This is a genomic window from Gordonia ajococcus, assembly GCF_012974285.1.
GTDB lineage: Bacteria > Actinomycetota > Actinomycetes > Mycobacteriales > Mycobacteriaceae > Gordonia > Gordonia amicalis.
In genome coordinates this window covers 4,557,541-4,582,059 of sequence record NZ_CP052884.1, presented here as the reverse complement: position 1 = coordinate 4,582,059, position 24,519 = coordinate 4,557,541, and the positions used below count along the sequence as shown (strand labels likewise).

The window sequence follows — 24,519 nt, the reverse complement described above, 5'->3', positions numbered from 1 at the left end:
TGACACGTCAGTGAATGACGCAGTGCGAGTGGAGGACATCTCGGTCGTCTTCGGCGACACGACGGTCCTCGACGGGGTGTCGCTCGAGGTGCCGGCAGGTTCGATCACCGCGGTGATCGGGCCGTCGGGATGCGGCAAGACGACGTTGCTGCGGACGATCGCCGGTCTGGAGCCCATTCGATCGGGGCGCATCGAGATCGGCGGAACCGAGGTCGCCGCGGTCCGAACGGACGGGACACGTCGTGTCGATGTGCCCACGGAGAAGCGCAGCTTCGGCCTCGTGCCGCAGGAGGGTGCACTCTTCGGGAACCTGAGCGTGGCGGGGAACATCGGGTTCGGGCTGGGGCCGTGGTGGCGCCGGACCCCTGGCCGTGCAACGCGGATAACCGAATTGCTCGACGTCGTCGGGCTCAGCGAGTTGCGTGCGCGCCGTCCCAGCGAGCTCTCCGGCGGCCAGCGGCAGCGGGTGGCATTGGCACGGGCGCTCGCCCCCCGCCCGGCGGTTATCGGTCTCGACGAGCCGTTCTCCGCGCTCGATGCGCAGCTGCGTACGCGCCTGCGTCGTCATGTCCGCGACACCATTCTGGCCGACGGCACCAGTGGCCTCCTCGTCACACACGACCGTGAAGAGGCGATGTCGATGGCCGACCGCATCGTCGTGCTGATGGCCGGGCGGGTACGGCAGGTGGGGCCCCCGGAAGGGATCTATCTCGAACCGGTCGACATCGAGGTCGCGCGGATGTTCGGCGAGGTGTCGGAACTCCCCGGCGAGGCTCGCGGCGGCCGAGTGCAGTGTGGTGCCGGCGTGCTGCGGTTGCGCCAATCGGCGTGTGGGCCGGGCACGGTGCTACTGCGGCCGGGCGATCTGGAGATCGTGACCGGCACCGGCAGCGGAGACAGCACGGGAAGTCCCGACGGCGTCGACCGCGGTCACGGGAGAGTGCTCGCGGTCACGCCGTGCGGTGATCACATCGAGGTCGGGCTGTCGGTGTTGCCGGTTGCCGATGGTGATGAGCACGGCGCGGCGGCTGAGCTCACCGTCCGCGCCGAGCCGGAATGGGCAGGCGCTCCGGGAGATCGGGTCACCTACCGGCAGCGGCGTCCGGTGCATTTCCGTCCCAGCGCCTGAGGCCGCTTCACCACCAGCCGGTCGTCTTCTGCAGATCCGCTTCCATCGCCGGGATGAGGCTGCGCACGAAGGTCGCGGACAGATGGTGGAAGTCGTGCCACATCAAGATGTTCCCGACGACCGCCGGGCAGTAGGTGTCGTCGCACATCGCGTCGGTGTAGTCCAGGAACGTCATGTTCGGGAACTCGTCGGCCAGAGCGGCGGCCGGGTCGGTCGGTGCCATGGCCTGTGCGCGCGAGACGCCGCACACCTCGGGCTTGCGACCGCTGGCGAGGCACTCCGGCGGCTTGAGCTGGCCGGTCGACCACGGGTTGTCGCGGATGCCGATGACCTTCTGACCACGGTCGCGGAACTGGGCGAAGATCTCCTTGTAATCCTTGGGCACGCTGTCGCCCCTGGCGGATCCCTCGGGCGGACGAGTCGAGGTGGTGAACACGTAGTCCGGCTTGTCCACGGCGAGGCGGTCCATCACCCGTCGGGACCAGTCGTTGCACTGGTAGTACTTCTGGCCGAACCAGGTGAAGACGTGCTCGGTGGTGAGCGCACAGCCCACCTTGAGGTACGTCGTGACGCGGAAGTTGTGCCGTTTGCCGATCTCGTTGAGCGCGGTGATCCACTGCTCGGCGTGGGAACCGCCCACCAGGGCGATGGTGCGGGTGGCGGTCACGTCGCCGTAGTACCCGACCTTGATCGTCGGGTCCTTCCAACCGCTGATGATCGAGTCGTAGGAGGTGATCGGCCAGTCCATGTCGACCACGTCCGGACTCGGCTGGGCGGTCACCTTCGGGACCGGCGCACCGTCGAGGAAGGCGCGGCCGCCGGGGTAGAGGCGAGGGTCGAGGTTCTCGGTGTCGAGGGTCGCGTTCGCGGCGTCGCGCTGCCAGGTCACCGCGGCACTGCCGGCGGCAACGCTGATGATCAACAAAACCGCGAGGAGAGCTCCGCGGTAGCCGCGCGAGTTCTGGAATCCCGGCTTGGTCGTCTTTCCGGGCTTCGCCTTCTCGACGGTCGCCGCCTTGTCTACTGCCGATGACTCGTCGGACTTCGTGCGCCGGAACGACCCGGAACGCAGCGGTGCCTCGACGTACTTGGTGGTCAGCCAGGCGATCAGCACGGAGACGCCCAGGATTCCGGTGCCCTCGAGCCAGGACACCTCGTCCTGATAGCGCCACGCCATGTAGAAGATCAGCAGCGGCCAGTGCCACAGGTAGAGCGCATAGGCGATGGAACCGAGCCAGACCAGCTGCGGATGCGCGAGCCCGCGACTCACCGGGGCCTGCCCCGCGCCCGGGCGGGCGGCGGCCGGAGAGCCGGCCCAGATCAGGATGAGCGTCGCGCCCACGGGCACGAGCGCCCACGCCGCGGGGTACTCCTGGACTCCGGCGATCCACCAGCCGCAGGTGATGATCAGACCGAGAGCGATGATGCTCAGCAGGTTTCGCATCCGGGCGGACAGCGCCAGCTTCGGCATCCACACCGCGAGCAGACCGCCGGCGAGCGGCTCCCAGAGGCGGGCGACGGTGTCGTAGTAGGTGAACGGCTGGTTGATGCCGTGGCGGTAGTTGGCCCACGCGAAGGACACCAGCGCGACGCCCAGCAGCGCCGACCCGACGACGCCGCGCACGGCCTGAGGCCGGCGGAAGAAGGCGATCCGGCGGGACAGCGCGCGGAGCACACCACCGAGCGCGAGCGCGCACAGCAGCGTGAGCAGGAAGAACTGACCCTGCATCGACATCGACCAGAGGTGCTGCATCGGGCTGTTCGCGGAGTCGGCGGCCGCATAGTCCTGCGACTCGAAGGCGAGATGCCAGTTCTGGTAGTACAGGGCGCTGGCCTGCAGTTCGGCACCCAGCGGCCCCCACCGCGTGGTCGGCATGACCAGCGCGATCATCGCCGTGACGAATGCCAGGACCAGGAGTAGCGCGGGCAGCAACCGGCGGACGAGGCGCCAGAAGCGCGGCCACGGGTTGATCGCGGCGCCCCAGGACGCCGAGACCGTCTGAGTCGCGAGGACGTGCTTGAGCAGCGACGCGACGAAGAAATAGCCGGACAGCGTCAGGAAGACGTCGACGCCGCCGGAGACCCGGCCGAACCAGACGTGGAAGACCGCGACCAGCGCGATCGCGATGCCGCGCAGGCCGTCGAGGTCGAGGCGATAGCCCGAGGTGTTACCGGTCGCGGCGTCCTCGCTGGGCGTCGCGACGACCGGGGTCACTTCGGGAACGGGCGTGCGCACAGAGGGCGATGGTACTTGCCGGCGGCCCGGCCACGCCGCCCATGCGGCGGGTGTCGGCGGACGCACAGGTGGTTCGCAGGTTCGCGATATGCCGCTACGACCTCGGAATACGGCCGTACGCTCGGAGGATTCCCCGCAAACCACGGTGTGAGGAGTTGCATGCTGTTCTTCTCGATGGGCCTCTCGCTCGACGGTTTCGTCGCCGACCGTGACGGCGACTTCAACTGGTCGGTGCCGGACGACGAACTCTTCGAATTCCACACCGACCGGATACGCGAACTCGGCGCGGAGATCCTCGGACGCCGGTTGTACGAGACGATGCGGGTCTGGGAAACCGACCCGGCGATGCGTCACGACGAGGCGAGCATCGCCTTCGCGGACCTGTGGACGGCACTTCCCAAGGTGGTGTTCAGCCGCACGCTCGACCGCGTCGAGGGCAACGCCAGACTCGCCCGACGTCCGTTGGCGGACGAGGTCGCCGAGGTCGTCGGCTCGACCGACGGGGATGTCGAGATCGGCGGTGCCGACCTTGCGTCGCAGGCCTTCGAACAGGGCCTCGTCGACGAACTCCGCATCTTCCGCTACCCGGTCGTCGTCGGCGGCGGTACGGCGTTCTTCCCGCCGGTCACCGAGAGGGTCGACCTCGAGCTCGTCGAGACGCGGACGTTCGGCGATCAGGTCATCTACGAGCGACATGCCGTGAACCGCGGGTAGCGCCGCCCCGGCGACCCATTAGCTCGGGCTGCGTCTAAACCTTCAGCCACGACGATCCCCCCGGCACCCTGTCTCCCAGTCATCACGTGCACCACATGCAACCGATCAGGGAGACATACATGACGACACGACGATCCGCCGCGATCATCGGGGCGGGCCTGGCCGGGACCTCCGCGGGTCTCGGCCTTCTCGACGCCGGCTTCGACGTCACGATCTACAGCGACCGCGACCGTGAGACCCTGCGCAACAAGGTCCCGCCGACCGGCGTGGGCGTCTACTTCGGCAAGTCCCGCGAGTGGGACGCCGAGATCATCGAGGACCTCTACGAGGTCAGCAACACCACCGGTATGAGTGCTCGCCTGTACGGGGGTTCCGGTGCGGACCGCGCCCCCGTCCTGGAGTTCGACCCCGACTACGGGTATGTCGCCCAGGCCGTCGACCTCCGTTTGCGCGCCGATGATCGCCTCGGTCGTTTCCTGGACCGCGGCGGGCGTTTCGAGGTCACCACCGTCGACGTCGACCGGCTCGACGAGATCGCCGCCGCGGCCGACCTGACGCTCGTCGCCACCGGCAAGGGCGGATTGTCGACGCTGTTCCCGGTCGACGAGTCGCGCACCCACTACCGCGAACCGCAGCGTCGCCTGCTGCAGGTCACGCTCACCGGCGTCGACCACGGCTCGGATGTCTTCTCCTACCGCAGCGCCGCCGGTGCCGGCCACTCGCTGTACAACCTCGACAGCGAGAACGGTGAGCTGTTCGTCGGCCCGTTCCTGCACAAGGATGTCGGCGCGACCTGGTCGTTCATCGTGTTCGCCAAGCCGTCGGGTGCGTGGGCCCCGCGCCTCGACGACGTCCACGACGCCGTGACCGCCCGCCGGACGATTGCCGGGATCTTCCAGGAGTTCTTCCCCGAGGACGCTCCCGTCATCGAGCAGCTCGACGTCATCGAGTCCGATCCGGTGTCGTGGCTGAAGGGTGCGGTCACCCCGACCGTGCGTCAGGCCGTGGCAACCACCACGAGCGGACATCCCGTTGCCGCGATCGGCGACACCGCCATCGCCGTCGACCCGGTCGCCGGCCAGGGAGCGCAGAACACGGTCATCCAGGTCGCCGAGCTGGTGAAGGCCGCCCGTGCGCACGACGGTGAGTTCACCGCGGACTGGCTGGCGGAAGAGTTCGAGAAGCACTGGGAGCGTCGCGGCCACGCCGCCGTCGAGGTCACCCGGCTCTTCCTGGGCGATCCCGATTACGCGACGCACGCGGAGTTGTCGTTTCCGGCGGCCGCAGTCAGTCCGGCCATCGCTCAGGCGCTGTTCGGCCTGCTCTCCGACCCCAATCCGCTGCTCGGTCTGCGGACCCGCGAGGATGTCGAGGGCTTCATCACCGCGGTGGCAGGGGAGCCGCATGATCAGGTCCTCGCCCGCTTCGCGCCGGCCGGACGGTTCAGCAGCGCCGCACCGGCGGCCGTGACCGTCTGACGTCCGGATTCCGTTGCGCTGACCACCAGTCGATCCGCACCCCGATCGCGTTCCCGGACGCAGTCGGGGTGCGGTCGCGTGTGACACCCGGCCCGGATATGTCACATGAGATGTGATACGAACAACAGCGTCTGTTGTGCCGGAACGCAGAGGGGGAGCACGTGAAGACGGGTTGGACCTTGACCGACGCGCCGCCACAGACCGGGCGGGTGGCCGTGGTCACCGGCGCCAACGGAGGGATCGGCCGGGAAGCCGCGCGCGGGCTCGCCACCCTCGGCGCCACCGTCGTGCTGGCCTGCCGCAACCCCGAGACCTCGGCCGTCGCGCGCGATGACATCGTCGCAGAGGTCCCGGGTGCCGAGTTGGAGATCGTCGACCTCGACCTCGCCAGTCTCGACTCCGTCCGCGCAGCCGCCGAGGAGATCGGGCGACGCCACCCCCGCATCGACGTACTGGTGAACAACGCCGGCGTCATGCGCGCGCAGCGCGACCTGACCCCCGACGGTTTCGAGATGGACTTCGGTACCAACTTCCTCGGTCATTACGCGCTCACGGGGTTGCTGATGGACCGGCTCCTCGCGACCGACGCCGCGCGGATCGTCACCGTCGGCAGTCACGCGCACCGCGCCGGCACCATCGACTTCTCCGATCTTCCGATGGATCGCACGTTCACCAGCGCCGGTGCGTACTCACGCGCCAAGCTCGCCCAGATGCTGTTCGCACTCGAACTCGACCGTCGGCTGAGAACAGCGGGGCTCCAAGCGATCTCACTCGCCGCCCATCCCGGTGGCACGAGGACCGGCGTGATGCGCGAGCAGAACAAGTTCCTGCAGTGGGCCTATCACGCACCGTCGCTGCGGTGGCTCACCGATCGGTTCATCATGGACCCGCCCGAGGGTGCGTTGCCCATCCTGCGTGCAGCGACCGACCCGAAGGTCTCGGGAGGCCAGTATTACGGCCCCACCGGAAGTTTCGGTCTCGCCGGTCCGCCGGTACTGGTCGAACCGTCGCCGAAGGCGAAGGATCGCGCGGTCGCGGAGCGGTTGTGGGACATCGGCGCGGAGCTCACCGGCGTCAGTATCGACCTCGGCTGAAGGGGATTCCCGAAGAAGTCTCGAGGGAGGGATTCTCGAGGGTGGGTTCGCCGAGGTCGACACCGATCCCGCACCGACTCACAACGTGAAGCGGCCGGCGAAGCTCCGAAGCGGAAGGTCGGCACTGGTCACGATCCCGGGCGGGGCCGCGACCACCGACCGGATCGAGTTGAGTGCGGGCAGGCCGGTGACGGTCATGCCGATCGACGCGAAGTTCTCCGGCTTGGACAGGTCGAATCCCTTGCGCGGGAAGATCATGTGCTTGGAGTAGATGTTGGGGTCGCCGGTGACCTGGGTGATGTAGCAGGCCTGGATGTTCCACGAAGGGTCGGTGTGCGGCGTCATCTGCCATTCCAGGTGGGACTCGACGCGAGGCACACCGTCGACCATGCCCTGGTACTTGATGTAGCTGCCGCCCAGTGACCCGGCCGGGAGCTGATACCAGCCGAGGTCGACGTCCTTGGTGCAGGCGCCCAATTCGTAGGAGAACGTGACCTCGTCGAGTTCGAGATCGAAGGCGTCGGCCATGAGATACACGGAGTCGGCGAAGACGGCGGTGTACTTGTACAACGAGTCCGGGATGCTCGGGTCGTCGACGGGCAGGCCGTAGCCGACCGCCTTCCACGTGTCGACCGAGTGATGGCAGGAGACGTCCACCGACTCGGTGACCGTGACGTTCTCGATCTCGGCGACGTCGGCGGTGTGCACGATCCCGAGGATCTGGGCCAGGCCGGGGTTCATCCCGGTCCCGTAGAAGGTCGCGCCGCCCTTCGCGCAGGCCTCGGCGATGACCTCGCTGACCTTTCGTCCGGAGTGGTGCGGATGGTTGGTGTCCCGGTGGAAGCCGGTGATCCAGTCGGCGGTGGTCACGATGTTGATCCCGGCCTCGAGGATCTGAACGTACAGATCCTCGTCGGGGAACACGCCGTGGAACGTGAGCACGTCGGGCCGTGCCGCGATGATCTCCTCGACCGTCCCGGTCGCGATCACCCCGACCGGCCCGATGCCGACGATCTCACCGGCGTCCCGGCCGATCTTGTCCGGTGTATAGCAGTGCAGGCCAACCAGTTCCAGGTCGGGATGATGGCGAATTCGATCGATCATCTCGGTGCCCAGATTGCCGGTGGCGACCTGGAAGACCCGGATCGGTGCGGGTGCGGTCATCGTGAGGTCCTTTCGGGACGGGCTGGGATCAGGGCTGCCCTGCCGCGCGGGAATCGGTATGCGCTGCCGCGCGTAGGGCATCGAGTTCGGAGCGCCGGATGCGGACGATCTCGTCGGCCGACGCGCCGCCGTCGGGGTAGAACTGCCGGGCCCATTGCCGCAGTGCGGTGAAGCCGTCGAACTCCTTGCGCGAGAGGGCAGGTGGATCGGAATAGCGCTGATGTGCCCAGATGTCGATGTCGGCGGCGAACTGTTCGATCACCAGGTCGGCCATCGTCTTTCCGTACCGGGTGATCTCGCCGGTCTCCTCGCCGGGCTTGCGTCCGATCCAGACGGTGAACCGCACGTCGGAGGTGTGCTCGTCGACGGGGGTCACGGCGGGCATCGTGCGGTTGTCGACCATGCCCCAGCTCTTGGTGACCGAGCACCCGAGCCCGGCATTGACGGATTCGACACCGCTGGTGGCGCTTTCGAGGGTTGCACCTTCGTCGAATGCGATGGTGAAGTCCACGTAGGACACCGGCCCGGAGAAGTCGTGCCGGGTGAAGTCCGGCATGAACGGTGTCTTGTGGACGAACTTGAAGTGGGCGAAGTCGACGCCGTTCTCCATGATGTACTGCGGGTGGATCTCGAGCCCCGGCCGGAACAGTGTCGCCGCGGGAACCGGCGGATAGTAGTCGGCCGCGGTGGTCCCCCCGCCGTTGTCGCTGTCGAAGTCGGCGAAGATGTCGGGAACGTCGAAGTACGGTGGCCGTCCGTCGACGTCGTGCCAGATCCACACCGCCTCATTGCGTTCGACGACCGGGTAGCTGCGGATGCGCCGGCCTTTGTTGGGGTGGTTCTCGTACGGGATGCAGACGTTGCGGCCCTCGCGGTTCCACTCCCACCCGTGGAAGGGGCACACCAGGTTCTCGCCCTCCACGTGGCCGCCGTGACCGAGGTGGGCGCCGAGGTGTTCGCAGTAGGCGTCGAAGACGGAGATATGTCCCGACCGCGATCGCCACGCGACCATCTCGCGTCCGAAGTACTTCATCGTGCGCACGGTGCCGACGGCGATCTCCGTCGACCATGCGACCTGAAACCACCCGGTGGGTGTCATCGACAGCGGCGTTCTCGCCATGCGGTCACGGTAGGACCGGCCGGCCCAGAATGCAAGAGGGCTCTGTGAAAAGTCTCCGAGACGGCGTTCTCGTGGTGGTTTGAGTGCCGCCTGGTTTGGTTACTCGTGTGTCCAACAATTCTTCAAACGAAACTGTTGGAACGCTGGGCGCCGGTTTGTATCATCAGCCGGTACTGTGACGCGAGTTACAGTGATGACGTCGGGAGGCCGAGATGAACGCAGGTGGCGCGTTGGGCGTTGCACGATTGGCCGCGGCCGGAGCGCTGTTGACCGGTCTGGTCCGACCGGCCGAGGCTCGCCGCCGGCTGCGTAGCCAACAGTACGAGAACGCGCTGTTCAACTCGCGCGAGCCCGAGCGCACCTCGTGGGCGCTCACCGACGACGGTGCCCGGCTCCGGGTCCACCACTACGGTTCGGCGGATGCGCCGGTGCTGGTGCTGATCCACGGGTGGTCGTGCTGCATCGAATACTGGAACCCGCAGATCAACGCCCTCGCCGAGCGCTACCACGTCATCGCCTACGACCAGCGCGGCCACGGCGAGAGCACCTGGGGCAAGCGCAAATTCGACGCCGATGTCCTGGCCGATGACCTGCAGACGGTGGTCGAGCAGGCCGTGCCGGACTCGTCGAAAGCTGTCTTCGTCGGCCACAGCATGGGTGGCATCACCGTGCAGGCCTGGGCTCACCGTCATCAAGACAGGGTCGAAGAGCGTGCTGCGGCATTGGTTCTCGCAAACACGACGTGGGGCGGGATAGCTGCCGAGACCCGCGTCCTGCCCTTGCTCAACAACCCGCTCAAGGCTCCGCTCTGGCTCGGCCAGGCCGCTCTGGCCATACCGTTCCCGTTTCCCGGAGGCCGGGTCGCGCGGAGTCTCGTCCGGACCCGCATACTCAACGGTCGTGCGGCGACCATCGATCATGCCGCGTTCGTGCTCGCGATGACCCGCTCCTGCAGCCCTGCGGCACGGGCGAAGGCTGCGGTCGCGCTCGTCGAACTGGCCCTCGGTCCGGTGGGGGCCGAAGCGATCACGGTACCCACCACGGTCATCGGCGGCCGCCACGACCTGCTGCTTCCCCATGCGATGACCCAGCGCATCGCGCACACGCTCTCGATCCGCGGATATCTCGACCAGCTCGTCGTGTTCGACACCGGCCATGCCTCCAACATCGAGGCCGCCGAGGACTTCACCGCGGAGATCCACCGGGTCATGTACTCGGTCTCGACTCCTCCGGAGGTGGAGGGCGCCGCGAGCTGAGTCGTCCCGGAGTCACTCCCCGGTTCGCCGATACGGAGACGTCATGACCGACTACGGACAACCGTTGCGCTTCGGGTTCTTTCCGAGTCCACGTGCCGACCGCGCCGACGACCTGTTGCGGCTTGTCGGCACCGCCGAGGACGCGGGTCTCGACCTCGTCAGCGTGCAGGACCATCCCTACCAGCGACGCTTCCTCGACACCTGGACGCTGTTGTCCGTCATCGGCGCGCGCACGACGTCGATCAGGTTGTCGCCCAACGTCGCCAACCTGCCACTGCGTCCGCCGGTGATGCTGGCCAAGGCGGCGGCGAGCCTCGACATCCTGACCGGGGGCCGCGTCGAACTCGGTCTGGGTGCCGGGGCATTCTGGGACGGTGTGGTCGCCGCGGGCGGGCCCCGCCGGTCGCCGGGCGAGGCGGTCGACGCGCTGGCCGAGGCGATCACCGTGATGCGGGCCTTCTGGTCCGGTGGCACAGTCGATCTCGGCGGTGAGTTCTATCCCGTCCACGGTCTGCACGCCGGACCCGCTCCGGCTCACGACATCCCGATCTGGCTCGGCGCGTTGGGTCCCCGGATGTTGAGACTGACCGGAGAAGTCGCCGACGCCTGGGTGCCCAGCCTGCAGTTCGTCCCGCCGGACCTGATCGCCGAGAAATCGATGGTCATCGACGATTTGGCCCGTGCGGCCGGTCGTGACCCCGCGGAGATCACCCGGATCTACAACATCGCGGGTACTTTCGGTGCCGGCGACGGACTACTCGCCGGCACCCCTGCGCAGTGGGCCGAGCAGCTCACGGATCTCACGGTCACCCTCGGGATGAGCACATACGTCCTGGCCACCGATGATCCTGACGATCTGGCCAGGTTCGCGAACGAGGTGGCGCCGGCCGTCCGTGAACTCGTCGCCGCCGAACGCCAGGGCTGAACGCCCGAGCGGCTACCATCGGCGATCATGGCACCCGTCGACGCCCGCACCCCGACCGGTACGCCGGTGCGCGGTGCGCGGCGTGCGAATCGTCGTGGGCAGGCCACCCGCGACGCGATGCTCGACGCCGCGATCAGCTCGCTGGCCTCCGGCGACCCGTCGTCGGTGTCCGGCAACCGGATAGCCAAGGACATCGGGGCCACGTGGGGTGCGATCAAGTACCAGTTCAACGACATCGACGGTCTCTGGGCGGCCGTGCTCCATCGAACCGCCGAACAACGCGGCGACCTCCCGGTCAGTGTGAAACCCGAAGCGCCACTGGCGGAACGGGTGGAGGCGATCATCGACCTCATGTACGAGGGGCTGACGGCCCCCGAGTCGCGCGCCATCGAGACGCTGCGGGCCGCTCTTCCGCGGGATCCCGACGAACTGCGGCGGCTGTTCCCCAAGGCCGCTGCCGAGCTCGCCTCGTGGGGGCCGTCGTGGACCGACTCCTGTCAGCGGGCCTTCGCCGATCTCGACGTCGATCCCGACCGGGTTCGCGAGGTCGCGGCATTCCTGCCGGGTGCGATGCGCGGTCTGGTGTCGGAGAAGCAACTGGGCAGCTTCCAGGATCAGCAACTGGCGCGCCGCGGTCTCGCACGGGCGATAGTGGCGCTGCTCGCCGGCTGAGTCAGACCTCACGCTCGGGATTGGTGAAACGCGCGACCTCTTCCGGTCCGATCACGGCCCATACGGTCTTGCCGGTTCCGCGGGGCGTGTAGCTCCACTGGCGGCTCAACGTGGTGAGCACCGCGAGTCCGGACGCGGCCCGGGTGTGACCGTGCTCGTCCTCGACTCGCGCGGGGACGTCCGAGCTGTCATCGCTGACGGCGACGAACAGCTGGTCGGAGCCGCGCACCTCGATCGCGATCTCGGGGTCGGCAGACGTGTGCACCAGGGCATTTCGCACCAGGACGGTGGTCAGCACGAGTGCCAGCGAGACGAAATCGCGGTCCCACTTGCCGACTGCATCCGCAACGGCCGCCCGTGCCGCGGCGATCGGCGAACCGATGTCGCGACGGATCGTGGTGTGGATCCGTCGAGTCACCTTGTCGTCCTGGCTTTCCGCCAGACGATTCAGGGCGGTGTCCAGCGAGTCGTACGCGGGGACGGATCGGGTGATCTTCTCGTTGTCCAGCTCGGCCCGGCGGGCCGGATCGGCGACGACGGCCATCGGGACCGCGGGCCACCGGCGGATGAGCCACGCGGCACTGGTCAGCACTTTCCACGCCGAGGGCGCCGGCACTGTCAGTGCGCGGATGTCGATGACAAGGCATCCCGGTGTGCTGGAGGCCGCCTGCACGATGGCGTCCCGCACATGCAGGTAGGTGTCGGAGTCGAGGACACCGGACACTTCCAGAACGGTGGCCGGCTCCCCGTGCGTCGACTGCACGGAAAGATCGTCGGTGCTCATCGTCAGTCCTCGCGATGGTGGTCGTGTCGATGCTGTGCGGCGTTCGGCGATCGGGTACCCATCGACGCGGGATGTATGCACGCCCGGCGTTTCGGCCACCGGATGGCCGTGGGTGGCGCGACCGCCGAGCTCTCGCATTCGTCCGGCGATGTGGTCAGCGCGGTCGCCTCCGCACACCAGGGGGTGATGCTCTGGGCTGACGGAGATGCCACGACCCAGTACGTCCGGGTTCCGCTCGATGACATGATCGAGCAGTCGCTCTCGGCGTACGGAACCGTCGTCAATCTCGACATCGACGACGCGGCAGACGAACCCATGCGCGCCGGTGTGGAAGCCGCCATGGCGGAGGCCACCCGCGTGCTGGTGTCGTCCCGCGCTGTCACACGATTCGAATAGCCGCCTTTGCCGTGTGGATCATCCGGTGGCGCAACAACTTCAAGGTCATGGAGAACGTGACCGGTTTGGTGGGGCTGTGCCTTGCGGCTTTCGGGGTGGCCTTCTTCCTGTTGCAGCCTCCGTGGGGGCAGGTGGTCGTTCGCACGCGAGTCGAAAGGTGTCCCGACGCACCACGATCGATGTTCGAATCCATCTCTTGGGCAGGAAGATCCGTGACCGGGACGGGGTACCGATTGGCGTCGTCGACGATGTCGAGATCGAGATCCGCGACGACGGGCCGCCCCACGTCTCGGCGCTCCTCAGTGGTCGTGCCCTGCTGTACCGCATGCTCGGCGGGGGACCGCATGTCGACGAGCTCGATCGCAGCCCGATCGACCGCGTGCGCGACATCGATGTGACGGTCGACCTCGAGGAGTCTCAGGAGGACCTGGAGCTGGCGTGGCCGGAGCGCTGGTGCCGGGACCACATCATTTCTGATTCCGTGGGGTGACGTCACTCGAGTCGATGGCGACGGTGTTCTCGTCCGGGACGGCCACCGCCGGCTCGATGCCTCGCTCTCGACCAGCTGACGGGTCTGCGGAGCCGGAAGTCTTCGTTTTGCCGCGCTAGTGCGCGGGTACCCGCTGCCCGCGGCAGCATCTCATGTGGCTGCCGCAGGCAGGGATCGATGTGCCCTGCGAGCAAGGTACTCGACGAAGGGAGAGCCGTTGCCGTCATCGCCAGGGACCGACGATCGCGAAACCGCGCCTGCGCCGCGCCTCGCCACCGCCGGCGTGCTGGACACCGCACGCATCATCGGCGGGGTGCTGACGCCGATCGTGTCCGAAGGGGTCCTCGCCAGGCGCAAAGCGTTGGTGCGCCTCGGCGGGCGGTTGGACACCCACGCACGTGCGGCCCGGATCCTCGATGACATCCGCGAGAAATACGAGGCCGACGCGCTGCGCCTGCGGTTCCCGCGAGCCATGGTCGTGGCCCTGCGTCCGATCGCGGTCCAGACGATCCTCGCCGCGACCCCCGACCCGTTCACCTCGGCGACCCGGGAGAAGGTGGCGGCGGTGGGAAGGTTCCAGCCGACCGGAGTCCTGATCTCCGACGGAGAGCGTCGTCGGGTGCGTCGACAGCTGAACGAGTCTGCGCTGCAGACCAGCTCGCCTGTCCACTCGCTCCATGCTCGGTGCGCGGAGATCGTCCGGTCCGAGGTCGACGACCTCGTCGCCTCGTGTCCGGACGGACAACTCACCTGGGATCGGTATGTCGTATCCCATTGGCGGATGGTGCGTCGACTCGTCTTCGGCGACGCGGCGCGTGACGACGAAGAGGTCACCGATCTGCTCACGGTGCTGCGTCATGATGCCAACTGGGCGTACGCGTTCCCGCGCCGCAAGTCGACCTACTCGCGCTTCCGGCGTCGTCTGGAACAACTCGTCGCCCGAGCGCCACAGGATTCTTTGGCCGGCGCCATCCGGGATGCGCCGGTCGACGACCGGACCGATGCCGACCCCGTAGGTCAGATTCCCCAGTGGCTCTTCGCCTTCGACGCCGTGGCGGTCGCCGTGCACCGTTCGCTCGCCCTGCTCGCCGCCCATCCGGGCGCAAGCGAACGGGCGCGGGAGGACGCTCGCGCCGGCGAGTCCGGCGGATCACCCCGGCTCCCCGTCGTGCGTGCGACGGTTCTGGAATCGCTGCGGCTGTGGCCGACCACGCTGGCGATCCTGCGCGAGGCGAAACGGGACGTGCGGTGGGCCGGCGGTGTCGTGCCGGCCGGTGCCACCACGATCGTCATCGGCGAGTTCTTCCAGCGCGACGACGAGGCGATGGATTTCGCGCAGGAGTTCACTCCCGACGCCTGGCTCGACGGTCGAGCGCAGGACCTCGCCGGTGTCGTGCCGTTCAGCGACGGCCCGGGGGAGTGCCCGGGCCGCAACGTCGTGATGCTGTTCAGTTCTCTGGTGATCGCAGAATTGCTGCGTCAGTACCGTTTCCGCGACAACGTCCTGTCGCCGCGCGTGCGGTCGGGGGTCACCGAGATGCCGCACGCGATCAACCATTTCGACCTCACGATCGAGCTGGTCCCGGTCGGCCGGTGACCCCCCGCCGGGAGTTCGAGGATCGAGTTGTTCTGCCGGTTGGGCGGGGTTGTTCTGCCGGTTGAGAGAGGTTGTTCTGCCGGTTGGGCGGGGTTGTTCTGCCGGTTGAGCGCGGTTGTTCTGCCGGTTGAGCGAGGTTGTTCTGCCGGTTGAGCCTGTCGAAACCCATGGCCCCGCCATGCATCCGACGTGCGGGAGAGGACCGTCTCGACCGTGAGGATCACGACACACAGCATCGCCACCGTGCCAGGTCCGAAGACCAGGAGGTTGTCGATCCGTTCCCACGCCGCCGGACTCCACAGAGCGACCCATGTCAGGACCAGGGCGACAGCCGTGGCGAGCTCGCCGACACGTTGACCGTCATGAAGATCCGCGCCGAGAGCTTGTGGCGTTTCGCGATCCGCCGGGAGAAGTGGAAGTCGGCGCCGAAGGCCAGGAGCAGAACGGCGAACACAGACAGCAGCACGCCGGTCGTCGGGGGTGAGGTCACGCGTGCCGTATACCGTCGCCCACTGTGCCGGGAGTCGCCGTGAGGCACGTGGCATGTGTTGAAACCGGGCTGAGTTTAACTACGAACTGGCTGGCTCGGCTCGCATCCAACTGTATACAACTAAATGCAGTTCTAGTCCCGGAGTGCGAAGTGCGAGGAGCAGTACCGATGGAAACGACGACGATCGAGTCGCCCGATGTGAAGACTGCCATCGCGAGCCTCCGGGAGAAGGCCCCGTTCATCTATGGCCTGACCAACTACGTTGCGGCCAACCTGAGCGCGAACGTGCTGCTCGCGCTGGGTGCGGGTCCCGCGATCGGGGCGGCTCCCGGCTTCACCGCTGCGTTCCCCGCCGGGGCGGGCGCGGTCTGGATCAACGGTGCAGCCCTGATGTCGTCGGTGACTCCAGAGGCCTTGGAGGAGGCCGCCGCGACCGCGCATACGGCGGGCACCCCGTGGGTGTTCGATCCCGTGGCCATCGGCGCAGGGGCAGGCGAATACGACGAGATCTTGACGTCGCTGTTGAAGTACAAGCCGTCGATCATCCGCGGCAACGCCAGCGAGATCTCGGCACTGGCCGGCGGCGCCGGCGGCAGCGGCGTCGACTCGACGCTCGACTCCTCGGAGGTCATCGACACCGTCAAGGACCTGGCCGTCCGCCTCGACGCGGTGGTGGCGGTGTCCGGCGAGGTCGACTACATCTGTGAACCGTCGGGCCGGGCGACCTCGGTCATGGGCGGTGACGCGAAGATGCCTCAGGTCACCGGCACCGGTTGCAGCCTCGGTGCACTCAGCGCGGCGTACTGTGCTGTCGTCGATCCGTTCACCGCAGCACGCACCGCGCACGCCGCATTCGCCGCGGCGGGGGAGCGGGCAGGTACTCGCACCACCGGCACCGGATGGTTCGCCGTGGCCTTCCTCGACGAACTCTCCACTCTCTGACGAGGCAGACGCGCCCCGCCCATCGTCAACCGCAGATCAGTCGCAAAGGAGCGAATGACATGTCCCGTAAGCAGATCCACCTGGCCGCATTCATGAATGCCGGCCCGCAGGGGACGGTCGGTTGGCGGCATCCCGACGCCGGGGACGGCTTCCTCACCGCGGAGCACTATCTGCACATCGCCCGGGTCCTCGAAGACGCCAAGTTCGACGTGGCGTTCGTGCCCGACGCGCTCGCCGTACCGCGCAGTCTCGGCGACTCCTTCGAGCCGGCGGTCAAATTCGGTACCGGCACACCGCGTCTGGACCCGATGACGGTTATCGCCCTGATGAGCTCGGTGACCACCAGGCTCGGTGTCGCCGCGACGATGTCGACCGGCTACCAGGAGCCGTACAACCTCGCGCGGTCCATGGGTACGCTCGATCACCTCAGTGGCGGACGCGCCGGGTGGAACGTCGTCACCAGCTTTCAGGATGCGGAGGCGCAGAACTTCAACCAGGACAAGCTGCCCGATCGCGAGGAGCGGTATGCGCGGGCCGAGGAGTTCCTCGAGGTGACCACCCGCCTGTGGGATTCCTGGTCCGACGACGCGCTGATCCACGACAAGGAGTCCGGCCGCTTCGCTCGTCCCGAGGAGGTCGAGGCGATCGACCACAAGGGCCGTTTCTTCCAGGTACAGGGGCCGCTCGGCGTGCCCCGGCCGCCGCAGGGATACCCGGTCATCGTGCAGGCCGGCGCGTCGCCGACGGGACGCGACTTCGCCTCCCGCTGGGCCGACGTCGTGTTCTGCAGCCACGAGTCGCTCGAGAGTGCCGTTGACTTTTACCAGGACATGAAGCGGCGCGCGGCCGCCCACGGCCGGGATCCCGAGCAGCTCAAGATCCTGCCCGCCGCCACCACTGTCGTCGGCACCGACGTCCGCGACGCGATGGCCAAGCACGAGGCTTTTTTCGAACTCGTCGACCACGAGGCCGGCCTGTCCCGCTTGGCGTACCACGTCAACGTCGATCTCACGAAGTACGACCTCGACGGTCCGCTCCCGTCGCTCGAAGTGGTTGGCGTGGAAGGCCATTACCGCGAGGTCGTGGAGTTCGCCGAGCGCGAGAAGTTGTCCATCCGCGAGATCGGACGCTGGTACGGTGCGCGCACCGAGGGCAACATGATCGGTTCGGCCGATGACATCGCCGACACGATGGAGCAGTGGCTCGACGCCGGGGCCGCCGACGGATTCATGATCCAGGCGACCCATGTGCCCGCGGCTTTCGAGGACGTCGCCAATCACGTGGTGCCGGAACTACAGCGTCGCGGCCTGTTCCGCACCGAGTACGAGGGCGACACGTTGCGCGAGAACCTCGGTCTCAACCGTCCGGAACGTGGCGAATGGCGCAACCGGGTGAGGGCGTCGCCGAGGCCGGCGCGTGACCCGCGCCGACTCCGCACTCGTCTCGGCGGAATGGCTGCACCGCAACGCCGATTCCGTCGTCGTGCTCGACGCGAGCATCGCGCGGTCGGTCGACGATGCCGGGTTGACGGTGTTCGGTCCCGGTCACGAGGTCTTCCGCGCCGCCCACATCGCGGGAGCCCGGTTCGCCGACCTGTTCGCGGCCTTCTCCGATCCGTCGTCGACGATTGCTTTCACGCGGCCGACCATCGACCAGATATCCGTGGCAGCAGCGGAACTCGGCCTCAACCCGGAGGACGACATCGTCGTGTACGACCAGCTCACCGGCGCCTACGCCGCGCGCGTGTGGCTGGTGCTGCGGTCCTTCGGGTACGACGGTGCTCGCGTGCTCGATGGCGGATTCGCCCGCTGGACAGACCGCGGCTACCCGGTCGCCACCGGCGACTCCGAGATCGTCGGCGCTGCCACCGGCGTGGAGATCCGGGACCTCGGCACCCCGGTGTTCGCCGACCTCGCCGAGGTACGTGCGGTGTCCGATGACGAAGGATCGTCTACCACGCTCGTATGTGCACTCCGGTCTCCGGACTACACCGGTGAATCCGGCGGCGACAGGCCCGGTCACATCCCGGGCAGTCTGAGCGTGCCCTACCCCGACCTGCTGAACGACGACGGCACCTTCTCGACCGAGCGAACCCGGAAGGCGCTGCAGGAGCGTGAGATAGATCAAGATGCCGAAGTGATCGTCTACTGCGGCGGCGGGATCAACGCCGCGGGTGCGGCATTGGCCTTCGTCGAGGCCGGTTACCCGCAACCCCGGGTCTTTGACGGTTCGCTGAGCGAATGGCGGAGTCATCCCGATCTCCCGCTCGTGACGGGAATGCGGCCGCGATGACCCACGGAGCCCTTTCGGAGACGCCGACGCTGGTCATCTTCGACATCGACGGCACGTTGCTCGACTCGGCCGCAGCGCATGACCGGGTGGCGATCGACGTGCTCGCCCGGCATGGCCTCGATGTGCTCGCGAAGCCGTGGGAGGCCTACCGTGCATACACCGATTCGGCGGTGACCAACGAGGTGTACGAGGACAAGCACGGCATTCCCGCCGACCCGGAGTTCATCGCGGAACTGGAGCGACTCTACGCCAAGGAGTTCGACGCTCACGTGTCCACGGGAGCGGTCGACGAGATCGCCGGTTCACGAAAGCTGCTGGCAGAATTGGCGACACGGCGTGATGTGTACGGTGCCTTCGCCACCGGGTCGTTTCGTGCCCTGGCCCGCACCAAACTGCGCGTGCTCGGCGTCGAACCGGACGACGCACAGCTCGCCACCGGTACCGAGCACGACAACCGCGCCGAGATCGTGCGCGACGCCATCGGTCAGGCATCGCGTCGTCACAAGATCGACGACTGGCGGATGGTGATCCTCGGGGACGGCAAGTGGGACGAACTCACGGCCCGGCACCTCGGCATCCCGTTGGTCGGCGTGCAGACGGACTCACACCGCTTCGCCGACGACACCGCACTCGTCGTCGACGACCTGAGGCCGGTTCGTGTCGACACGCTTGTCGGGTTGTCTGCGAGGATCGAGGGGCTCGCAGAGTCCGCCCCACCCGACGGAAGGTGACCGCCGATGAAGAGCGCCCGCGACGCGGTCTACGAAGCGCTGCACGAGCGTTTGACGCACGGCTACTATCCCGCCGACGCGACCCTCATCCCTCAGGCGCTGAGCGAGGAGTTCGGGGTGTCGCGGACCCCTGTTCGAGAGGCGTTGGGGCTCCTCGAACGCAAGGGGCTCCTGATCGCGGCGTCGCGGGGATTCGTCCTGCGAATCCGCAGCGACGAGGAGATGCTCGAGATCTTCGAGGTGCGAGCGATTCTCGAGTCCAGTGCCGCAGCGGCGGCCGCCGAACGCCACACACCGGTCGACATCGCCCGGCTCAGAGAGGCGCTGGCGCAGAGCGCGAGTCACACCGATCCGGTCGAGATTCGACACGCACTCAACGTCTTCCATGACTGCGTGATGCGGGCGGCGCACAACGAGACGATATACGGCATGGAACGGGACCTGCGAGACCAGATCAAGGTCAGCGCACCGTGGTTCGCCCCGACCGGTCGCGAAAGCTTCGAGAGTTCGGTGAGCGAGCACGAGCAGATCATGTCGGCGATCATCGACGGATCAGCCGAGAAGGCCCGCTTGCTCATGCTCGAACACCTGAATCACGATCGGGATGTGCGTATCTCGCAGCTCGTCTCCCGGACGATGGGTGTTGCGGCGGGGGAGAGCCCCAGCCCCTGAACAGCGGTCAGACGCGCCGGGCCACGAAGCGTGCGGCGTCGAGTGTCATGCCGTTGACCGAGTAGAGGGTGTGCAGAGCGTTGGGACCGCCGACGGGGGCGCCGTCGCAGATGGTGTCACCGGCGACGCAGTAGCGGACGGTCTTGCCGCGGTAGGGGGTGGAGACCCGGACCGGCGGTGCGCCGATGTCGTCGATGAAGCGGTCCGACGGAGCTCCGAAGAAGACGATCGCCGCGACATTGCGCGAGAGCGACGCAGGCAGCGGTGGCGGCACAAAACGGTCGTAGGCGGCGTACCGAGCGGGGAGGTCGAGACCGGCGTGCACCGCATATCCGGCGACGACGGCGCCCTGGGAGTAGCCGCCCAGAACGACCTTGGAGCCCGGGCAGTTGGCCGCCAGGTACTTCACCCGGTTCTGCGTCGTACGCACACCGTCGGCGACGGTCCGGGCGAACTTCAAACGGTTGCGGAACTGGTCGCTCGCCGGATATCGGACGCCGTAGGCGGCGACCGACTTGCCGGGGAGCTGACTCCGGACGGCCTCGACAAAGGACAGTCCGGTCACCCCCAGTGGCGGGGCGGGTTCGACGGTGCCGCGAGCGAAGACGACCTCGACGTCGGAGCACGCCGGCCGAGCCTCGGCCGCGGCACTCCCCGCGATCACCGACCCTGTGGCAGCCGCGATCAGGGATGCGGCGACGATGCCCATTCGCGTGATCATGCCGGTCTTACGCCTGGCCGTTCGGGTGTGCAAGTGCCGGTCCGAGTCGTCCCGGTTCGGTTCATCGTGTGTCATCAGTGTGACCCTTCGTCGTCCTTCGTCGCGTCTTTGCTGGTCTCCGCAGGGTCGTCGTCTTCGCCCTCGGCTTGATCGGGTTGCGTCGTGGTGGATGTCAGCATGTCGGGATCGGCGTCCGGGTCGTGCTGATCGTCGGGGTCGGACGGTCGGTTGGTTGGCTCGTCGGTCATTCGTCGTGACTCCCTTGTCGGATGACTGAGACTGGAACTTTCCACGGTCGACGATTCGACGTTCCCCCACCACAGATGCGCGAAACCCGATTTAGAGTCTGCTCATGAGGAGTCGTCATGTCAGCACGGTGATCGGCGCGTCAGCCGACGATGTGTACGAATTCGTTTCCGAACCCGACAATCTCCCCGAATGGGCCGCGGGGTTGGCGACCTCGGAGGTCGTCCGACGCGGTGACGACCTCGTGGCCGAGTCGCCGATGGGCACCGTGACGGTCCGCTTCGTTCCGCGGAACACCCTCGGGGTCGTCGACCACGACGTGATCCTCCCGAACGGGGCCACCGTGCACAATCCGCTGCGCGTGCTACCTCATCCCGAGGGCGCGGAGGTGGTGTTCACCGTGCGGCAGTTGTCCATGTCCGACGAGGAGTTCGACCGGGACACCCTCATGGTCGAAGAGGATCTGGCCCGCCTCAAGGCGCTGTTCGAGACGCGGCCCACCAGAATGCGCTGATCCTGAGCGGAGAATGATCCGGGCAGTTCGGGCATCGTCGAATACGGTGTTGCGCTGCCCTGTTCGCCCGACAGGGCGTGTTTCGGCGGATTCGTACGGATTTATCGATGCCGAATTGCTGTCTGACTACATCAAGGATTAGATTCACTTCGGTTATTCGAATGTGATTCGGCCGTGATGGTCGGTGCCTTGAAACGGGGGGGGCGTCGTGAACAAGGTCTTGCGGGGGTCGGTCTGCGCGGCGGTGGCAGTGGTCGTCGCGCTCGGTTCGCTCGTCGGTGGGGGTTCGGCCTCCGCCGAATCCCTCGGGCGGTATCTGAACCTGCCGCTGGTGAATCGTGATGCGTCGCAGGGGCAGGGCGGCGTGCACCCGGCATTGCCGACCGATCCCGGCACTCTCCATCGATTGGTCGAGCAGGCCCGCGATCGCGGGCTCGCCCCGTCGTCGTATGAGGCGTTGCTGTTCCAGTACTGGCTCGTCGAGACCACGACACGCGCCGGTATCGACCTCGCATCGTGGAACCCGCGCGATGGCGTCGGCGCCAATCACCAGAACCTGCTGAAGTCCTACCGCTATTACGAGGACCTGCAACTCGCACACCGTGAACTGCAGTGGGCCGGAATGGGTGGTCTGGTCGGCGGCGACTTCGGTGGCGGCCTCCTCGATTACAAGGACGCCACCGAGATCTTCGAGTTCAGCCGACTGCAGCCGGTCGCGCACGCGATCGTGGCGCGCGCCAACGAACTCGCGGGACCGCAGGCGGTCAACAGCCTGCCCGGTGGTCTCCGCGCCCTGGCTCGCGTGGGCGCGAAGATCACCGCCGACGACCTCCGGCAGGTCCAGGGGCAGATCCTGGTGATGCAGAAGAACATCTTCTCCGACCTGATGCCGATGCACCGGGCCTACGTCGTCGGCGGTCTGCCGGCACTCCGGGAGATGCACGAGGCGGGCATCTTCGACGACGAGATCATGCGCGCCTGGGAGGGTATCGCTTCCAAGGATCCCGCCGCGGTCGCCGCCGGTAACGCCCGGTTGCTGCAGCGCGAGCAGGGGGAGGTCATCAAGAAGCAGTGGGATGCGACCCGCAACTACAAGGGCGAGGTCGGCGAGGCCATGACCTACGGCAGCACTGTTGCTGCCGCGCCGTCGGTCGCCGGCGTGGTGCCCCCGCGGTCGTTCCGTCCGATGGAGGTCGAGGGCCGCGCGCCCGACGGTCGTCGCGCAGTCGTGAGTCTGCCGCTGCCGGAATGGAACTGGTCGGTGTACGAGGACCGGTGGCTCTACATCACCGATCAGCTGCTGCCGAAGTACCGCGCACAGGTCGAGTACAGCTGGCCGGAACTGAGCGCGGCCATGAGGGCTCCGTACTTCGAGCAGATGGAAACGCACCGTCCCACCCGCAACCTGCTGCCGCTGATGCAGTCGGTTCTGACCTCGATCAAGGTGACCTACCAGTGATCTCCTCCTTCTCGCGCATGTCCCGAAGCGTCACGCTCGCGGCCGTGCTGGTCATGGTCCTGTCGGGTATCGGGCTGGTTGCACCGGCCACCGCCGCACCGAACCGGACGCCCGGCCTCGACGAGGTGCTGAACGGCTTCGTCGTCGGCGCCCTGCGCGACGGGCGGCTCGCCAGCCCGCAGGAGGTCATAGACCCGCTCGTCGCCGGTGACCCCTTCTATGCCGAGCCGCGTCTGACCGGTCGCGAAAAGCCCGGTGACGTACTGAAAGCCAAGAGGGTCGCCGTCCAGTTCATGGGTGTGCGTCCCGGCAAGCTCGACGCCTACAAGCTGATGTACGTGACCCGGGGACTGCACGACGAGCCCGAGATCTCGACCGGGCTCCTGATGATCCCGCGCGACGGGCGCTCCGATGCCACTCGACCGCTGATCGGATATCAGCTGGCCAACGACAGCGTCGGCGCCTACTGCCATCCCTCCACGATGTGGACCGGCGGCGATCCCATGGACGGCGCGTCGTGGTCTGCTCTGGGTCCGCTGGCGCAGTTCTTCGGCAAGGGTTACGCGGTCATGATGAGCGATGTCGGCAACGACGGTGATCCCAAGCCGCACGGCGTCTTCGCCGGGAAGTTCGCCGGCAAGGCGCTGCTCGACGGGCTGCGAGCTGCACTGCGCCACAAGGACAACGGCCTGTCGGTCGCGTCGCCCCTCGGCGTGTTCGGCATCGCCGGCGGCGGCGTCGGCGCGGCCTTCGCCGCGGAGAACGCGAAAAGGTATGCGCCCGAACTGGAGATCAAGGGCGTCGTCCTCGAGGGCATGGTCGTCGACCAGAAGAACTTCATCGCCACCGCCGATGGCTCGGTCGGTTCGGCCTTCGTCCTCGCGACGCTGCTCGGTCTAGAGCCGCGCTACCCGGAGATGAAGCTCGACGAGAAGCTCACCCCGACGGGCAAGGCCATCGCCGACGTGTTCCGCACCCAGTGCCAGACCCCGGCGTATTTCACGATGCCGTTCGTGCCGATGAACGCGCTGTTCAAGTCCGGGGAGAATCCCGCCGACATCGCCGACTTCCAGGCGGTGTACGACGACAACAAGCTGGGCCGCAAGTCGCCCGACGCACCGGTGCTCATCGCCTCCTGCGTGGCCGACGACTCGCCGATGTCGCTGGTCCCGGCCGCGGATTCGCGGAAGCTCGCCGCCGACTACCGCCGCGGCGGCACCCAGGTCGACTACCAGCCCACCGACTGCAGCATGGTACGGTTCCTCACCAACCTCTACGGCTGGGGCACGGATCTGTTCGGCATGCAGACCGTGGATTGGCTGGCGGAGAAGCTGGAGTCGCCTGCTCCCTGAGGTGCGAGGAGGGTTGGTGCGGCCTCCCGTTCCCTGAGGTGCGAG

General features: G+C 67.3%; 24 protein-coding genes and 3 pseudogenes. 20 read left to right on the top strand and 7 right to left on the bottom strand.

All coding sequences use genetic code 11. The features are described from left to right. Positions 1-10 precede the first annotated feature (10 nt). Positions 11-1,129, top strand: a complete 1,119-nt coding sequence (locus GAA2_RS20705) for an ABC transporter ATP-binding protein (protein WP_096274727.1) — start codon at positions 11-13, stop codon at positions 1,127-1,129. A gap of 7 nt (positions 1,130-1,136) precedes the next feature. Here GAA2_RS20705 and GAA2_RS20700 read toward each other — a convergent pair whose 3' ends face one another. Beyond that, positions 1,137-3,365: an acyltransferase family protein gene (locus GAA2_RS20700; protein WP_096274726.1), complete on the bottom strand. Its 2,229-nt coding sequence runs from the start codon at positions 3,363-3,365 to the stop codon at positions 1,137-1,139. A 159-nt stretch (positions 3,366-3,524) separates the two neighbouring features. On the opposite strand from GAA2_RS20700, the gene GAA2_RS20695 reads away from it, so the two are divergent. The 3 genes from GAA2_RS20695 to GAA2_RS20685 all read left to right on the top strand — a co-directional run bounded on the left by GAA2_RS20695 (position 3,525) and on the right by GAA2_RS20685 (position 6,651). Further along, positions 3,525-4,079, top strand: a complete 555-nt coding sequence (locus GAA2_RS20695) for a dihydrofolate reductase family protein (protein ID WP_096274725.1) — start codon at positions 3,525-3,527, stop codon at positions 4,077-4,079. A gap of 119 nt (positions 4,080-4,198) precedes the next feature. Then, positions 4,199-5,557: a styrene monooxygenase/indole monooxygenase family protein gene (locus tag GAA2_RS20690; protein ID WP_096274724.1), complete on the top strand. Its 1,359-nt coding sequence runs from the start codon at positions 4,199-4,201 to the stop codon at positions 5,555-5,557. 161 nt (positions 5,558-5,718) lie between these two features. Then, the gene (locus GAA2_RS20685) at positions 5,719-6,651 is read left to right on the top strand and encodes an oxidoreductase (protein ID WP_096274723.1); all 933 of its coding nucleotides are present in this window, start codon (positions 5,719-5,721) and stop codon (positions 6,649-6,651) included. A 78-nt stretch (positions 6,652-6,729) separates the two neighbouring features. Here GAA2_RS20685 and GAA2_RS20680 read toward each other — a convergent pair whose 3' ends face one another. Together GAA2_RS20680 and GAA2_RS20675 are read right to left on the bottom strand one after the other, a co-directional pair. Then, on the bottom strand, positions 6,730-7,815 hold the full coding sequence (locus GAA2_RS20680) for a dihydrodipicolinate reductase (protein ID WP_096274722.1): 1,086 nt from the start codon (positions 7,813-7,815) through the stop codon (positions 6,730-6,732). A 28-nt stretch (positions 7,816-7,843) separates the two neighbouring features. After that, positions 7,844-8,935: a Rieske 2Fe-2S domain-containing protein gene (locus GAA2_RS20675; RefSeq protein ID WP_096274721.1), complete on the bottom strand. Its 1,092-nt coding sequence runs from the start codon at positions 8,933-8,935 to the stop codon at positions 7,844-7,846. A gap of 212 nt (positions 8,936-9,147) precedes the next feature. On the opposite strand from GAA2_RS20675, the gene GAA2_RS20670 reads away from it, so the two are divergent. From GAA2_RS20670 to GAA2_RS20660, 3 genes are read left to right on the top strand one after another with little or no spacing between them, the layout of a single operon-like run. Further along, entirely contained in the window at positions 9,148-10,191 is a 1,044-nt protein-coding gene (locus GAA2_RS20670; protein WP_096274720.1) for an alpha/beta fold hydrolase, read from the top strand. Positions 10,192-10,234: 43 nt separating this feature from the next. Next, a complete protein-coding gene (locus tag GAA2_RS20665) occupies positions 10,235-11,116 on the top strand; it encodes an LLM class flavin-dependent oxidoreductase (RefSeq protein WP_096274719.1) in 882 nt (293 codons plus the stop codon). Between the two features lie 27 nt (positions 11,117-11,143). Then, the gene (locus GAA2_RS20660; protein ID WP_096274718.1) at positions 11,144-11,788 is read left to right on the top strand and encodes a TetR/AcrR family transcriptional regulator; all 645 of its coding nucleotides are present in this window, start codon (positions 11,144-11,146) and stop codon (positions 11,786-11,788) included. A 1-nt stretch (position 11,789) separates the two neighbouring features. On the opposite strand, the gene GAA2_RS20655 is transcribed toward GAA2_RS20660, so the two are convergent. Continuing rightward, entirely contained in the window at positions 11,790-12,572 is a 783-nt protein-coding gene (locus GAA2_RS20655; protein ID WP_096274717.1) for a sulfate transporter, read from the bottom strand. 75 nt (positions 12,573-12,647) lie between these two features. Between GAA2_RS20655 and GAA2_RS20650 the strand changes: the two genes are divergently transcribed. From GAA2_RS20650 to GAA2_RS20640, 4 genes and pseudogenes are all read left to right on the top strand, one after another. Beyond that, on the top strand, positions 12,648-12,968 hold the full coding sequence (locus GAA2_RS20650) for a hypothetical protein (RefSeq protein WP_096274716.1): 321 nt from the start codon (positions 12,648-12,650) through the stop codon (positions 12,966-12,968). An 11-nt stretch (positions 12,969-12,979) separates the two neighbouring features. After that, positions 12,980-13,177, top strand: a pseudogene (locus GAA2_RS23310) (hypothetical protein); the annotation flags it as partial. Further along, positions 13,165-13,458 (top strand): hypothetical protein, encoded by a 294-nt coding sequence (locus tag GAA2_RS23305; RefSeq protein ID WP_232513029.1) that lies wholly within the window; start codon positions 13,165-13,167, stop codon positions 13,456-13,458. The pseudogene GAA2_RS23310 and the gene GAA2_RS23305, both read left to right, overlap by 13 nt. Before the next feature lie 217 nt (positions 13,459-13,675). Further along, a complete protein-coding gene (locus GAA2_RS20640; protein ID WP_096274714.1) occupies positions 13,676-15,055 on the top strand; it encodes a cytochrome P450 in 1,380 nt (459 codons plus the stop codon). A gap of 313 nt (positions 15,056-15,368) precedes the next feature. Here GAA2_RS20640 and GAA2_RS23300 read toward each other — a convergent pair whose 3' ends face one another. Next, complete coding sequence (locus GAA2_RS23300) at positions 15,369-15,545, bottom strand: hypothetical protein (protein ID WP_232513028.1); 177 nt, start codon at positions 15,543-15,545, stop codon at positions 15,369-15,371. 168 nt (positions 15,546-15,713) lie between these two features. Here GAA2_RS23300 and GAA2_RS20630 point away from each other — a divergent pair, with 168 nt between their 5' ends. From GAA2_RS20630 to GAA2_RS20610, 6 genes and pseudogenes are all read left to right on the top strand, one after another. Beyond that, the gene (locus GAA2_RS20630) at positions 15,714-16,487 is read left to right on the top strand and encodes a hydroxyethylthiazole kinase (RefSeq protein WP_096274713.1); all 774 of its coding nucleotides are present in this window, start codon (positions 15,714-15,716) and stop codon (positions 16,485-16,487) included. A gap of 59 nt (positions 16,488-16,546) precedes the next feature. Next, positions 16,547-17,887, top strand: a pseudogene (locus GAA2_RS20625) (LLM class flavin-dependent oxidoreductase); the annotation flags it as partial. A gap of 16 nt (positions 17,888-17,903) precedes the next feature. Next, positions 17,904-18,242 (top strand): annotated as a pseudogene (locus GAA2_RS23295) (sulfurtransferase); the annotation flags it as partial. A 174-nt stretch (positions 18,243-18,416) separates the two neighbouring features. Further along, positions 18,417-18,779 (top strand): sulfurtransferase, encoded by a 363-nt coding sequence (locus GAA2_RS23290; RefSeq protein ID WP_248664843.1) that lies wholly within the window; start codon positions 18,417-18,419, stop codon positions 18,777-18,779. After that, the gene (locus GAA2_RS20615) at positions 18,776-19,510 is read left to right on the top strand and encodes an HAD family hydrolase (RefSeq protein ID WP_157753408.1); all 735 of its coding nucleotides are present in this window, start codon (positions 18,776-18,778) and stop codon (positions 19,508-19,510) included. The genes GAA2_RS23290 and GAA2_RS20615 overlap by 4 nt, the downstream gene beginning before the upstream one ends. 6 nt (positions 19,511-19,516) lie before the next feature. After that, positions 19,517-20,182 carry a GntR family transcriptional regulator gene (locus tag GAA2_RS20610; RefSeq protein WP_096274709.1) on the top strand — a complete coding sequence of 222 codons (666 nt, stop codon included), beginning with the start codon at positions 19,517-19,519 and terminating at the stop codon, positions 20,180-20,182. A 7-nt stretch (positions 20,183-20,189) separates the two neighbouring features. Here GAA2_RS20610 and GAA2_RS20605 read toward each other — a convergent pair whose 3' ends face one another. Together GAA2_RS20605 and GAA2_RS20600 are read right to left on the bottom strand one after the other, a co-directional pair. Then, complete coding sequence (locus GAA2_RS20605) at positions 20,190-20,903, bottom strand: cutinase family protein (RefSeq protein WP_238064022.1); 714 nt, start codon at positions 20,901-20,903, stop codon at positions 20,190-20,192. 74 nt (positions 20,904-20,977) lie between these two features. Then, positions 20,978-21,151: a hypothetical protein gene (locus GAA2_RS20600; protein ID WP_191834540.1), complete on the bottom strand. Its 174-nt coding sequence runs from the start codon at positions 21,149-21,151 to the stop codon at positions 20,978-20,980. 104 nt (positions 21,152-21,255) lie between these two features. On the opposite strand from GAA2_RS20600, the gene GAA2_RS20595 reads away from it, so the two are divergent. From GAA2_RS20595 to GAA2_RS20585, 3 genes are all read left to right on the top strand, one after another. Further along, complete coding sequence (locus tag GAA2_RS20595) at positions 21,256-21,663, top strand: SRPBCC family protein (RefSeq protein WP_096274708.1); 408 nt, start codon at positions 21,256-21,258, stop codon at positions 21,661-21,663. A 208-nt stretch (positions 21,664-21,871) separates the two neighbouring features. Next, on the top strand, positions 21,872-23,122 hold the full coding sequence (locus GAA2_RS20590; protein ID WP_191834539.1) for a hypothetical protein: 1,251 nt from the start codon (positions 21,872-21,874) through the stop codon (positions 23,120-23,122). Between the two features lie 17 nt (positions 23,123-23,139). Then, entirely contained in the window at positions 23,140-24,474 is a 1,335-nt protein-coding gene (locus GAA2_RS20585; protein ID WP_035760132.1) for a lipase family protein, read from the top strand. Positions 24,475-24,519: the final 45 nt, after the last annotated feature.